This is a genomic window from Polaromonas sp. P1_G2, from assembly GCF_056405515.1.
Map to the genome: position 1 here is coordinate 1 of NZ_JBFUBY010000205.1, position 12796 is coordinate 12796.

Genomic DNA, 12796 nt, shown 5'->3' on the forward strand with positions numbered 1-12796 from the left:
CGTAGGGACCCAGACTGCGGGTCGCCTTTTTTTGCTTACTTTTTTTGGCGAAGCGACCCAGACTGCGGGTCGCCTTTTTTTGCTTACTTTTTTTGGCGAAGCAAAAAAAGTGAGTCGCATGCCGGGCGACTCCCGGCCAGCAACCCTCAGCAAAGAGAACAGAGGAAGCGCGGACARCCGGMGCAAGACCCGGCCACCAACCCCTGTCAATTCAATAAATAAAGCCCTCTTTTGCGTCTTGTTCGGGCACAAGCGCCCGAACTTTTCTTGATACCGTGCATGAGCTTGGCCTCTCCCGCGCCTTCAGACGGAAGCGGCTTGCAGGAGACAACACCATGCAACTGGACAATTTAAAGATCAGCACGCGGCTGGGCGCGGGTTTTGGCCTGGTATTGCTGCTGACCGGCGGCTTGCTGGCCGTGGGCCTGAGCCAGCTGACAGGCGCCGGCGCCTTCAGCCGTGATCTGAGCAGCGACGCCTGGACCCGCGCGGGCGCCGTGGCGGCGCTGACCGCTTCATCGCAGGCCAATGCGCGCGCCACCCTGGAACTGTCCCTCACGGGCGATCCGGCGCAGGCGGCCGCCGCGCGGCGGCAGCTGGCGGCCGGCGACAAGAACATGGCGGACGCACTTGCGGTGCTGGAGGCCGGCGCACCGCCTGCCGAAGAGAAAGCCTTGCTGGCCGGCGTGCGCGGCGCGCAGGCTGCCCATGCCCAGGCGCTTGCCAAAACGGCCCGGCAATTCGAAGCGGGCGACCGCGACGGGGCCTCTCGCGCCTGGGTGGCCGAGGCTGGCCCCGCGCTGGAGCGGCTGCAGCAGGAACTGGTCGCGCTGGCCCAGTTGCAGGCACGGGCGGCCAAGGCCGGCGGCGAGGCTGTGGCAAGCGGCATCGCATCGGCGCAGCGCTGGATGCTGGGACTGGCGCTGGCCGCTTTGCTGGTGGGCGCGGCAGTGGCCTGGCGGCTGGGCCGCGGCATTGCGCAGCCGCTCAATGAAGCGATCTACATCGCCGAAACCGTGGCCGCCGGCGACCTCAGCCAGGAGTTCTCCACCGAACGCGGCGGCGATTTCGGCCGGCTGCTGGGCGCGCTGGGCGATATGGAAGACACGCTGACCGACCTGGTCAGCCGCATCAAGGCCTCGACCGACTCCATCACCCTGGCGTCCGGCGACATCGCCGCCGGCAATGCCGACCTGTCGCGGCGTACCGAGGAGCAGGCCGCTTCGCTGGAAGAAACCGTCTCCAGCATGGAAGAGCTGACCTCCACCGTCAGGCTCAACGCCGAGCATGCGCGCTCGGCCAGCGGGCTGGCGGCCACCGCCTCGGGTACCGCGGAGCAAGGCGGCGCGGTGGTGGCCCAGGTGGTCGACACCATGGCGGCCATCAGCGGCAGTTCCAAAAAGATCGTGGACATCATCGCCGTSATCGARGGCATCGCCTTCCAGACCAACATCCTSGCGCTSAACGCGGCMGTGGAAGCCGCKCGCGCKGGCGARCAGGGYCGCGGTTTTGCCGTGGTGGCCAGCGAGGTGCGCGGCCTCGCCCAGCGCAGCGCCGAAGCCGCGCGCGAAATCAAGGCGCTGATCGCCGACTCCGTGGCGCATGTCGAGAACGGCTCCGAGCTGGTCGGCCAGGCCGGTCGCACCATGCAGGACATCGTGCAGGCCGTCAAGCGCGTGAGCAGCCTGCTCGAGCAGATCTCCGCCGCCTCGGTCGAGCAAAGCAACGGCATCGAACACGTGAACCAGGCCATGGTGCTGATGGACAAGGCGACCCAGCAGAACGTCGCGCTGGTCGAGCAGGCCTCCACCGCCGCGGCCTCGCTGGCCGAGCAGACGCTGCAGCTGCAGGCCGCCGTCGATGAGTTCAAGCTGGACGCGGAACCCGAAACCGCGCCGTCCGCCGCGCTGCACTTTCAGGCGATAGGCAAGAACCTGCACCGCACGGCGCCGCTTCCGGCATAGCGCCGTGGCGCCGGTCAGATACCCGGCGGCTTTTTGAGCGTCTGCATGCGGTCCTGGCCGCGCAGCACGATGGTCTTTATCTCGGCACCCTGCAGCACCGTGAGGCGGATTTCCGCATCCGGTGCGGCGTGGTCCCAGAGCTTTTTGTAAAAGGCTTCCAGCGTCGCGACTTTCGCGTCGTCCACCGCCAGCACCACGTCGCCCGCCGACAGCCCGGCCAGGTCCGCCGGGCTTTCCTTGCTTACGCGCACGATCTGTATGCGCCCGCCCTGGTCGTTGGAGGTGATACCCAGCCACGGCCTGCGGCTCTTGGCGCTGTAACCCGCGCGCTGCAGCTCCGCGAGGATGGGGCGCAGCAGGTCCACCGGCACAAACATATTGCCCGGCAGGCGGCGGTTCTCGCCCGTCGCGTCCGACACGAACAGCGAGCCTATGCCCATCAGCTCGCCGCGCTGGTTGAAGAGCGGCGCACCGCTGTGGTTGCCGCCGCTGGCCAGCACCGGCGGGCTGGTGAACAGCGCCGATTCAATGTGGTATTCCCAGCTGCCCGAGAACGCGCGCCGGCTGACCAGCCGCGTCATGCTCACGTCCCCATCCTCGTCCGGCTGCGGGCCCGTCACTGCCATCAGCGGCTCGCCCGGCTGCAGATCCCGGCTGCTGCCCAGGGCCGCCACCGCCACATTGCGCAGCGGCAGCAGCGGGCGCAGCAGGCCGAAACCCGTGGCCAGGTCGTAGGCCACGGCGCGCGCCGGCAGCGTCCTGTTGTCCTGGGTCACGATCTCGATCTGCTCGGCCTCCAGCATCAGGTAGCCGATCGTCAGGATCAGCCCGTCCTGGCTGATCAGCACGCCCGAACCGGCACGCCGCAGGCCCAGCGTCTCGGCCGAGCGAGCGTCTTCCGTCGCCGTGACCTTGACGCCCACCACCGCCGTTGTGGCCCGGTTCAGCGCGTCCATCATGGCCTGCGCAGGCGGCGGTGGTGGCGTGGCCGCGTGGGCCGTGCCCAGCAGCAAAGTGCCTGAAAGGAGGAGGTAGAGCCAATGACGCAAATGCAGGGTGCACATGACGGACTCCTGGCGCGGCGAGGGGCGTGGGGCACAGATTGGGGAAAGGGCCGGGCCGCGCTGGAAGAATGCGCTTTATTGAATGGTGTTGCAAGCAGCAGGGTCAAAACTTCGCCGGACCATTCGCGGCGAGGTATTAGAGGGACTACTAGAGGGACGCGTATTCAATCAAGCAACGCAGTTGTGCCGGCTTGCTCAGTCATGKAACACATGGTTGTTGGTACCCAAGATGGGTGCCCTTGGCTCATCATTTGGCTCAAGCGCGTCGAAGCATTCAAGAGAGATCGGGGAACACCATTTTGTGGCAGGCCAATGGCGCAGCGTGATGTTCTCCACGACTGAAGAGCCGTGGTGCCCGGGGCCGGAATCGAACCGGCACGCCTTTCGGCGGGGGATTTTGAGTCCCCTGCGTCTACCAATTTCACCACCCGGGCTGGAATGAGCGAAGCCTCAAATTATGGCACAGTGTGGTCATGAACTATCCCACCATTGAAGACGCGATTGGCAAAACGCCTCTGGTCGCGCTGCAACGCATCTACGCCGCCGAGAACGCCGCACGGGGCAATGTGATCCTCGGCAAGCTTGAAGGCAACAACCCGGCCGGCTCGGTCAAAGATCGGCCGGCACTCTCCATGATCAAGCGCGCCGAGGAGCGCGGTGACATCAAACCGGGCGACACGCTGATCGAAGCCACTTCGGGCAATACGGGTATTGCCCTGGCCATGGCGGCGGCGATCAAGGGCTACAAGATGGTCCTGATCATGCCGGAGGACCTGAGCATCGAGCGGGCCCAGACCATGAAGGCTTTTGGCGCGGAACTGATCCTGACGCCCAAAAGCGCGGGCATCGAATACTCGCGCGACCTGGCGGACCAGATGCAGAAAGAGGGCAAGGGCCGGGTGCTGGACCAGTTCGCGAATGCGGACAATCCGCGCATCCATTACGAGACCACCGGGCCCGAAATATGGACAGATACGTCAGGCAAGGTGACACATTTTGTCAGTGCCATGGGCACGACGGGCACGATTACCGGGGTTTCGCGCTACCTCAAAGAGAAAAACCCCGCCATCAGGGTGATCGGCGCCCAGCCCAGCGAGGGTTCGCGCATCCCCGGAATCCGCAAATGGCCGCAGGAATACCTGCCCAAGATCTATGACCCGCGCCAGGTCGATGAGCTCGTGCTGGTGAGCCAGGCCGACGCCGAGGACATGTGCCGGCGCATGGCGCGCGAGGAAGGCATCTTTGCCGGGATCTCGGCCGCGGGCGCCCTCTGGGTGGCGCAGGAGATCGCCAAGACCGTCCAAAACGCGGTCATCGTATTTGTGGTCTGCGACCGGGGCGATCGTTACCTGTCTACTGGAGTGTTTCCGGCTTGAGGGCCGGCTCTCTTTTTACCCGTCTGATGCGCGTTCGAAACTGGAAACCCTGGTAAGCGGGGCGCGTTTCTTTTCTTTTGTCTTCCTTCTCACCTTGATCCCCCACCATGACCCATGAATTCCGGTTTTGCCCGAACTGCGCGACGCCGCTTGCCATGGTGTCGCAGATGGAGGACGGCGGCGAAAAGGCCAGGCTGCGTTGCCCGGCCTGCGGCTTCACCCACTGGAACAACCCGACGCCGGTGCTGGCTGCCGTGATTGAATACCACGGCCAGGTGCTGCTGGCGCGCAACGCGGCCTGGCCGGGCAAGATGTATGCGCTGATCACGGGCTTTATGGAAGCCGGCGAAACGCCGCAAGGCGGGATTGAGCGCGAAATCAAGGAAGAAACCAACCTGGAAACCAGTTCGCTGGACCTGATCGGCGTCTACGACTTCCAGCGCATGAACCAGATCATCATTGCCTACCACGCGGTCTGCACGGGGGAGGTCAGCCTCTCGCCGGAGCTGGTGGATTACCGGCTTTATGACCTGGACAAGCTCAAGTGCTGGCCCGCCGGCACGGGCTATGCGCTAGCCGACTGGCTGCGCACGCGGGGGCATGAGCCGGAATTTGTGGAATGGGCGAAGAGGACGGAATAGGACCGGGCATGCCGCGCCGCCTCGGGTAAAGCCCGTTAAAGGGCTATTGCGCTTTGCTTAAAATCGCGGCAACCCAAGGATTTTCATGAACATCGACAAAGAACTCGACACCCGCGGCCTGAACTGCCCGTTGCCCATCCTGAAAGCCAAAAAGGCGCTGACGGAAATGCTGAGCGGCCAGCTGTTGCGTGTGGTGTCCACCGATTCGGGCTCGACCCGGGATTTCCAGGCTTTTGCCAAGCAGACGGGCAATGAGTTGGTCGAGCAGCAGGTCGCCGGCAGCGACTTTATCCACGTACTCAAGCGCCGCTGAAGGCGACGCCAAGCCGCCAGACCGTCAAACCCGCAAGCCGCTCAAGCCTGCTTGCGGCGTTCCCGGCCCGACCAGCCGATCTGCAGGTTGTCGAGGTAATTGCGGAAGTGCACGCCCACCTCGGGGTGTTGCAGCGCCAGCTCGACGGTGGCCTCCAGAAAGCCTTCCTTGCTGCCGCAGTCATAGCGTTTACCCTCGTACTGAAAGGCATAAACGCTCTCTTTGTCGAGCAGGCTTGAAATGCCGTCGGTGAGCTGCAGCTCGCCGCCCACGCCCGCCTTCTGGCTGCGGATGTGCTCAAAAATGGCCGGCGTCAGGATGTAACGGCCGGCAACGCCCATGCGCGACGGGGCGGCTTCGGGCGCGGGTTTTTCGACGATTTTCTTCACTTTCATGAGGCCGGTGCTGGCGCCGTCGGTGGCGACGATGCCGTAGCGGCGCGTCTGGTCCTGCGGCACTTCCTGCACCGCCAGGATGGACTGCTGCACTTCCTTGAACTGCTCGGCCATCTGGGCCAGCACGGATTTACCGCCTTGGGGGCCGACCATCAGGTCGTCGGCCAGCAGCACGGCAAAAGCCTCCTGGCCGACCAGGTGCTCGGCGCACAGCACCGCATGGCCCAGGCCCAGGGAACGGGGCTGGCGCACATAGGAAAAGTTCATGTCGTCGGGCTGGACGGAGCGGACCAGGTCCAGGAGCTTGTGCTTTTGGGCTACCTCGAGTTCGTTCTCAAGCTCGTAAGCAGTATCAAAGTGGTCTTCTATGGCCCGTTTATTGCGTCCTGTCACAAAAATCATGTGGCGGATGCCTGCCGCGTAAGCCTCTTCGACCGCGTATTGGATCAAGGGCTTGTCGACGACGGGGAGCATTTCCTTGGGCTGGGCCTTGGTGGCCGGTAGAAACCGGGTGCCGAGACCGGCCACCGGGAACACTGCTTTGTGTAATGTAAATTTTTGCATCGACTTTGATCGGGGAAAAGACTAGAGTGTTGCGTTGTTGATACATCGCTTCAGGTCGGACAAACGCCCGACTTGACGTGGTCAATCCGCGCGAATTGCGGTCTGCGGGAAAAAAGGACTCACTGGGTGGACATCTTACTTCTTGACGCGCTGGTGCCCGAGGCCATGGCCTGGCTCGAGACCCGCCACAGCGTGGGCTACCACCCCGAACTCGCCGACGACCTGATTTCGCTGCGCAAGATCGCCTACAAGACCAAGGGTATCGTGTTTCCGCGGCAGACCGTGGTGACGCGAGAATTCCTTGACTTCCTGCCCAAAATCAAGGCCGTGGGCCGCCTGCATGTGGGCACGGACAACACCGACCTCGAGGCTTGCAAGGAACGCGACATCAAGGTCGTGCATGCCAGCAGCGCCAATGTGCGCTCCAATGCCGAATACCTGCTCAGCAGCCTGCTGCTGCTGTACCGCCGCGGCCTGGTCTCGGCCCTGATGGGGCGCCGCCATCCGACGACGCAGATGGGCCGGGAGCTGCACGGCAGCACCGTGGGCATCCTGGGCCTGGCGCCGACGGCGCACACGCTGGCCGGCATGCTGAACGGCCTGGGCGTGCGCCTTATAGGCTACGACCCGGCGGTGCACCACACGGCGCCGATCTGGGAGCGCCTGCGCATACAGCCGGTGTCCTTGCCCGAACTGGTCAGCCAGGCCGACGCGGTCTCGGTGCAGATGCTTTACGCCACGCGCTTCCGCGGCTTTGTGAATGAAAAACTGCTGGCCGCCTGCAGGCGCAACCAGCTGTGGGTAGGCATCAGCCGCAGCGAACTGTTCGACGAAGCCGCACTGGCCGCGGCGCTGTGCGACGGCCGCATCGAGGCCTGCATCCTGGACGGCGCCGAAGCCAGCTTCCTGGGCGACACCTCGCCGCTCAAGGGCCTCAAGAACCTATTCGTCACGCCGCGCCTGGGCTCGCACACACGCGAGGCGCGCCTGCGCTCGAGCTGGTATGTGGCGCACCGCATGCATGAGGCTATAGGCTCGGTGCCGCACAGCGGCATGGACCAGTTGCCCAGCGGTTCCATGGGCCTGGATTTGCCGGGTGGCGTAACACCCTCCCAATGGTCCGAGCCAGAGTTCATGATCCGCTGAACACGCGGCCGCCCACAAAAAAGCCCCGTTGAACGGCCTTGCTGACGAAAGCTTCATTGGCGAGCTTGGTCTCGGACTTGGTGATCTCTCCCGTCAGGCGAGCCTCTTCCTTTTGCAGGCGCATCTTTTCCGCCGCCAGATCGACTTCCATGAAAAGGCACAGGCGCGCTTCGCCGACGATGGCCACCGGTGCGGACTGTGCCGCGGCGGCCCAGCCGGCCTGGTCGTCGAAGACCCTGACTTCGCTGAGCTTGGCGAGCGACTTGAGCACGGGCGCCACGCCGGTCATGAAGGCGTTGTCGCCGACCACAAACAGCGGCAGGCGCGTGGCCGGCGAGACCTTCATCTCTCCGCGCAGGTTACGGCAGGCGTCGACCAGGGTCTTGAGCTTGGCGACGTGGGCCTCGGCCTTTTCGTCGATCTTCTCGGGCTGGCTTTGCGGATAGGGTGCGACGCCGATGAACTTGCCGGTCTTGCCGGCGATGGGCGCAACGGTCTGCCACAGCTCTTCGGTGATGAAGGGAATCACCGGGTGCGCCAGGCGCAGGATGGCTTCGAGCGTGCGGATCAGGGTGCGGCGCGTGGCGCGTTTTTGCGCGTCGTTGCCGGTCTGGATCTGCACCTTGGCGATTTCAAGGTACCAGTCGCAGAACTCGTCCCAGACAAACTGGTAGATGCTGCCGGCGACGTTGTCGAGGCGATAGTCGGCGAAGCCCTTGGCGACGTCGGCTTCGACGCGCTGCATGGTCGATGAGATCCAGCGGTCGGCCTGCGAGAAGCTCAGGTAGCCGTGGAACTCGCCGCCGGGCGCGCATTGCTCTTTGCTGTGCTCTTCAAGCCCGCAGTCCTGGCCTTCGCAGTTCATCAGGGTGAAGCGCGTGGCGTTCCAGAGCTTGTTGCAGAAGTTGCGGTAGCCCTCGCAGCGCTTGCTGTCAAAGTTGATGCTGCGGCCCAGGCTGGCCAGCGAGGCGAAGGTGAAGCGCAGCGCATCGGCGCCGTAGCCCGGGATGCCGTCGGGAAATTCCTTTTCGGTGTTCTTGCGCACCTGCGGCGCGGTCTCGGGCTTGCGCAGGCCTTGCGAGCGTTTTTCAAGCAGGGGGGCGAGCTCGATGCCGTCGATCAAATCGACCGGGTCCAGCACATTGCCTTCGGACTTGCTCATCTTCTTGCCCTGGGCGTCTTTCACCAGGCCGTGGATGTACACGTGTTTGAACGGAACCTGGCCGGTGAAGTGCGTGGTCATCATGATCATCCGGGCGACCCAGAAGAAGATGATGTCGTAGCCGGTGACCAGCACGCTGGAGGGCAGGAACAGGGAAAGCTCTTTGGTCTTCTCGGGCCAGCCCAGCGACGAGAAAGGCACCAGCGCAGACGAGTACCAGGTGTCCAGCACGTCTTCGTCGCGCGTGAGCTTTTTGCCGGGCGCCTGCTTCTGCGCCTCTTCCTCGCTGGTGGCGACATAGACCTTGCCGTCTTCGTCGTACCAGGCCGGGATCTGGTGGCCCCACCAGAGCTGGCGCGAGATGCACCAGTCCTGGATGTTGTTCATCCACTGGTTGTAGGTGTTGACCCACTGCTCGGGTACAAACTTGACCTCGCCGCTGCTCACGGCGTCGCGTGCTTTTTGCGAAATGGATTTTCCGGTCGGGTCCTGTTCGCTGACCTTGCTCAGCGCGACAAACCACTGGTCGGTCAGCATGGGCTCGACCACCGCGCCGGTGCGCGCGCAAACCGGCACCATGTTTTTGTGCGGCACGGCTTTTTCGAGGAAGCCTTGTTCTTCCAGGTCTTTCAGCACGGCCTTGCGGCAGTCATAACGGTCCAGGCCCTGGTATTGCACCGGGCCGTTTTCGTTGATCTTGGCGTCCAGCGTGAAGATGGTGATCAGCGGCAGGTCGTGGCGCAGCGCGACCTGGTAGTCGTTGAAGTCGTGCGCGCCGGTGATCTTCACCACGCCGCTGCCGAAGGCCGGGTCCACATAGTCGTCGGTGATCACCGGGATTTTTCGGTCGCACAGCGGCAGGTCGACCATCTTGCCGACCAGGTGCTTGTAGCGTTCGTCGTCGGGGTGCACTGCCAGCGCGCCGTCGGCCAGCATGGTTTCGGGCCGTGTGGTGGCGATGTGCATGCCGCGCAGCGGCGATCCGTCGGCCGCTTTCTGCGGGCCGTCGCTGAAGGGATACTCGATGTGCCACATGAAGCTGTCGCGCTCTTCGTTCTCGACTTCCAGGTCGGACACGGCGGACTTGAGGATCGGGTCCCAGTTCACCAGGCGCTTGCCGCGGTAGATCAGGCCCTGTTCATAGAGCTGCACAAAGGTCGAGGTGACCACCGTGGACATCTTCGGGTCCATGGTGAAGTACTCGTGCTTCCAGGCCACCGAGTCGCCCATGCGGCGCATCTGGCGCGTGATGGTGGTGCCGGACTCTTCTTTCCACTCCCAGACCTTGGCGACGAAGTTTTTGCGGCCCAGGTCGTGGCGGCTTTTTCCTTCGCCCTGCAGCTTGCGCTCCACCACGATCTGCGTGGCGATGCCGGCGTGGTCGGTGCCGGGCACCCACAGCGTGTTGTGGCCGCGCATGCGGTGGTAGCGCGTGAGCGAATCCATGATGGTCTGGTTAAAGGCGTGGCCCATGTGCAGCGTGCCCGTCACGTTGGGCGGCGGCAGCTGGATGGAAAACGAGGGTTTGGCCGCGTCCAGCGTGGGCTCGTACTGGCCGCTTTGCTCCCATTCGGGGCCCCAGCGGCTCTCGATGGCGGCCGGCTCGAAGGATTTGGCCAGGCTGTCCAGCCCCGGTGTCGGGACTTTGACGGCCTCTGCGGCGGGGGTGGCGGTATCGGCAGGGGCGGGGGCGGCAGCGTTGGTCATGGGGGCAATGAAAAACGGCATCGAGGGGATGCCGCCTTGGGTTGGGTGAAACTACCCTGATTTTATTCGACTAGGCCGCCCTTGCCTCCCCGTTGGGGTGAAATCGGGCGATTGAGCCACCCAGGCCCTTGCATGGGCCTTAGCCCATGTCGCGTTCCCGGGCGGCCCACTCATCCCGATTGCACCCCAACGGGGAGGGCAAGGGTTCATTCCGGGAAGGGTATTGCGTGGTGTGAATAAGTTTTCAGGTCTTGCACGCTGCCGCCACGCAGGCCCGCAGCACCGCGGTGTCGCCCAGCTGGTTGGCCATCAGCAGGATCAGCCTGGCATTGAGCAGCTCGGATTCCTCGCGGCTCAGGCCCTGGTGGGCGTCCAGCAGGCATTCGTAAAACGCATCCGCGTCCTGGAAATGCAGGCGCGTGCTCAGGGGGCTGTCGGGTTTCATGCGATGTCCTTTCCGGTGGACGCGCCCAGCGCGGCGGCCACCGCGTGGACCAGCGAGGCGTCCACGCTCTCGCCGGTGGCGGCGACATGGCCGTCGGGCCGAAGCAGCGCCCAGGCGTGGCCGAAAACGTGGCAGGTCGCCTGCAGGTGGCCCTGGTCGTCAATCACGTGTTCCACGGCCGTGGCTTTTTCGCCGGGGCCGACCACCTGCACGCAGCGGATGCCGGCTTCCACCGACAGCGCCGCCAAGCGCGCCAGCGCGGCGGCGGAGACATCCCCAAAGGCCAGCAGCAGCAAACGGCCCTGGGCCCAGGCCAGCAGGTCCAGCAGTTCGCCGGGGCGGCCGCCGGGCCAGGCAAAACCCACGTTCTGCGTCGCGCGGCCGCCGGAGGGACCGCAGGCCCCCGAGCGTGTGTAGTGGTTGGGCGTGGACATGCGGCCGGTGTTGACGAGTTGCCGCGCGAACACATGCTCGCGCGCCAGGCTCAGCGCCGCAGTGCGGAACAGCCTTTCGGCGCCGTCGGCCGGCCGCAGGAAGCGCGCCGTGCGGTTGGTGACCCGCACATTGTGCGTGGCCGCCTCGTGCCGCTCGTGGTGGTAGCTGTCGAGCAGGGCGGGCGCTGCGCGGCCCTGCAGCACGGCCGCCAGCTTCCAGGCCAGATTGTCGGCGTCCTGCACGCCCGAGTTGCCGCCGCGCGCGCCAAAGGGGCTCATCACATGGGCCGCGTCGCCGGCAAAAAACACGCGGCCGTGGCGCAGGCTGTCCAGGCATTCGCTGCGGTAGGCATAGGGGCCGACCCAGACGATCTCGTAGTCGCCGTCGTCCAGCAGCTGACCGGCCTGGCTCTTGAACTGCGCTTTGAGGCGGGCGCGCACTACGTCCTCGCGGCTGACTTCTTCGGGTTTGGCGTGCGGCGGCATCTGGTAGTCGATGCGCCAGACGCCGTCCGCCATCAGGTGCTGCCAGACGGCCCGGCCTTCGTTAAAGGGCGCTTCTATCCAGGTGTGGCGCTCCACCGGCGGCGGGTTCTTGAAACGCACGTCGGCAATGCACCAGCGGTCGTCTCCTTGCTGCGCTGTCACCGTGGCGCCGCACCAGGCGCGCAACGGGCTGCGAGAGCCGCTGCAATCGATGACGTGCTCAGCCTCCAGCGCATACGAGCCGGCCGGGGTTTCCMGTCGCAGCGTCGCGAAGTCCTCGTTCTGCTCGATGCCGGTGACGCGGTGGTTCCAGCGCAGGTCAACCAGGCGGTCTTCAGGCGCGGGGCTGTACAGCTGCTCGACCAGGAAACCCTCGACATAAAACTGCTGGATGTTGATAAACGGCGGCTGGCGGCTSAGCGAGTGTGTCTGTTGCTGGCGCAGGTCGAAGGCGTAGACCTCGTCGCTGCCTGCAAAGGTGCGGCCCACGCTCCACTGCACGCCTCGGGCCGCGATGCGCTCGTAAATGCCCAGGCGCTTGAAGATCTCCAGGGTTTTCTGGGCGTAGCAGATGCCGCGCGAGGAGGCGCCTTTCACGCCCACGGTGTTGTCCTCGTCCAGCAGCACGGCTTTGATGCCGTACTGCGCCAGCGCGCAGGCCAGCGTCAGCCCGGTGATGCCGCCGCCCACGATGGCGACCGCGTGGCGTTTGACCTCACCCGTGCGCAGCTCCGGCGGCTCGACGAAGGGGTATTCGGGCAGGGTGTAGCCCGCGCCCTGGGCGAACTCATAGCCATTGGTGAAAGCGGCGGCCAGGGTGGCGGGCGGATTGTTATGGATGGGTGTTGTCTCGGGCATGGGCTGCGCCTCTTGTCTTGTTTACCTATTCGTAATCAATCTACCATAACGTAATTATGAGGAGCGCAGCCTCGGCTCTCCAGCGCGGAAGCGCTATGACGGCGCGGCTTGCAATTGATGGTTGTTATTAATGCTTACGTATTTATAGCTTTTATCAATTTCATGCATTGATTCCGGCAATTAGACGATTGCCGCCAACAGGTCTATGGTGTTTCAGGGCCTGTTAACGCTATTTATGCAA

General features: G+C 64.4%; 10 protein-coding genes and 1 tRNA gene. 5 read left to right on the forward strand and 6 right to left on the reverse strand.

Translation table 11 applies throughout. The features are described 5' to 3' along the window. Positions 1-335: 335 nt before the first annotated feature. Positions 336-1964, forward strand: coding sequence for a methyl-accepting chemotaxis protein (locus AC1D0P_RS18395; RefSeq protein WP_477678072.1), 1629 nt, complete (start codon positions 336-338; stop codon positions 1962-1964). A 14-nt stretch (positions 1965-1978) separates the two neighbouring features. Here the strand turns inward: AC1D0P_RS18395 and AC1D0P_RS18400 are convergent, their stop codons facing one another. Together AC1D0P_RS18400 and AC1D0P_RS18405 are read right to left on the reverse strand one after the other, a co-directional pair. Then, entirely contained in the window at positions 1979-3028 is a 1050-nt protein-coding gene (locus AC1D0P_RS18400) for a S1C family serine protease (RefSeq protein WP_477678073.1), read from the reverse strand. A gap of 349 nt (positions 3029-3377) precedes the next feature. Continuing rightward, positions 3378-3462 (reverse strand) — tRNA-Leu (locus AC1D0P_RS18405). 39 nt (positions 3463-3501) lie between these two features. Here AC1D0P_RS18405 and cysM point away from each other — a divergent pair. The 3 genes from cysM to AC1D0P_RS18420 all read left to right on the forward strand — a co-directional run bounded on the left by cysM (position 3502) and on the right by AC1D0P_RS18420 (position 5358). Further along, complete coding sequence (gene cysM / locus AC1D0P_RS18410) at positions 3502-4404, forward strand: cysteine synthase CysM (RefSeq protein ID WP_477652732.1); 903 nt, start codon at positions 3502-3504, stop codon at positions 4402-4404. A gap of 107 nt (positions 4405-4511) precedes the next feature. Beyond that, entirely contained in the window at positions 4512-5045 is a 534-nt protein-coding gene (locus AC1D0P_RS18415) for an NUDIX hydrolase (protein ID WP_436153484.1), read from the forward strand. A gap of 85 nt (positions 5046-5130) precedes the next feature. Beyond that, complete coding sequence (locus AC1D0P_RS18420) at positions 5131-5358, forward strand: sulfurtransferase TusA family protein (protein WP_092130867.1); 228 nt, start codon at positions 5131-5133, stop codon at positions 5356-5358. Positions 5359-5399: 41 nt separating this feature from the next. On the opposite strand, the gene galU is transcribed toward AC1D0P_RS18420, so the two are convergent. After that, on the reverse strand, positions 5400-6317 hold the full coding sequence (galU, locus tag AC1D0P_RS18425; RefSeq protein ID WP_477678074.1) for a UTP--glucose-1-phosphate uridylyltransferase GalU: 918 nt from the start codon (positions 6315-6317) through the stop codon (positions 5400-5402). Between the two features lie 126 nt (positions 6318-6443). Between galU and AC1D0P_RS18430 the strand changes: the two genes are divergently transcribed. Beyond that, positions 6444-7463, forward strand: a complete 1020-nt coding sequence (locus tag AC1D0P_RS18430; RefSeq protein WP_477678075.1) for an NAD(P)-dependent oxidoreductase — start codon at positions 6444-6446, stop codon at positions 7461-7463. Here AC1D0P_RS18430 and AC1D0P_RS18435 read toward each other — a convergent pair. The 3 genes from AC1D0P_RS18435 to AC1D0P_RS18445 all read right to left on the reverse strand — a co-directional run bounded on the left by AC1D0P_RS18435 (position 7450) and on the right by AC1D0P_RS18445 (position 12555). Beyond that, positions 7450-10353 carry a valine--tRNA ligase gene (locus tag AC1D0P_RS18435; RefSeq protein ID WP_477678076.1) on the reverse strand — a complete coding sequence of 968 codons (2904 nt, stop codon included), beginning with the start codon at positions 10351-10353 and terminating at the stop codon, positions 7450-7452. The genes AC1D0P_RS18430 and AC1D0P_RS18435 overlap by 14 nt on opposite strands. Before the next feature lie 223 nt (positions 10354-10576). After that, on the reverse strand, positions 10577-10777 hold the full coding sequence (locus AC1D0P_RS18440) for a DUF2783 domain-containing protein (protein WP_477678077.1): 201 nt from the start codon (positions 10775-10777) through the stop codon (positions 10577-10579). Further along, positions 10774-12555 carry an FAD-dependent oxidoreductase gene (locus AC1D0P_RS18445; protein WP_477678078.1) on the reverse strand — a complete coding sequence of 594 codons (1782 nt, stop codon included), beginning with the start codon at positions 12553-12555 and terminating at the stop codon, positions 10774-10776. The genes AC1D0P_RS18440 and AC1D0P_RS18445 overlap by 4 nt, the downstream gene beginning before the upstream one ends. Positions 12556-12796: the final 241 nt, after the last annotated feature.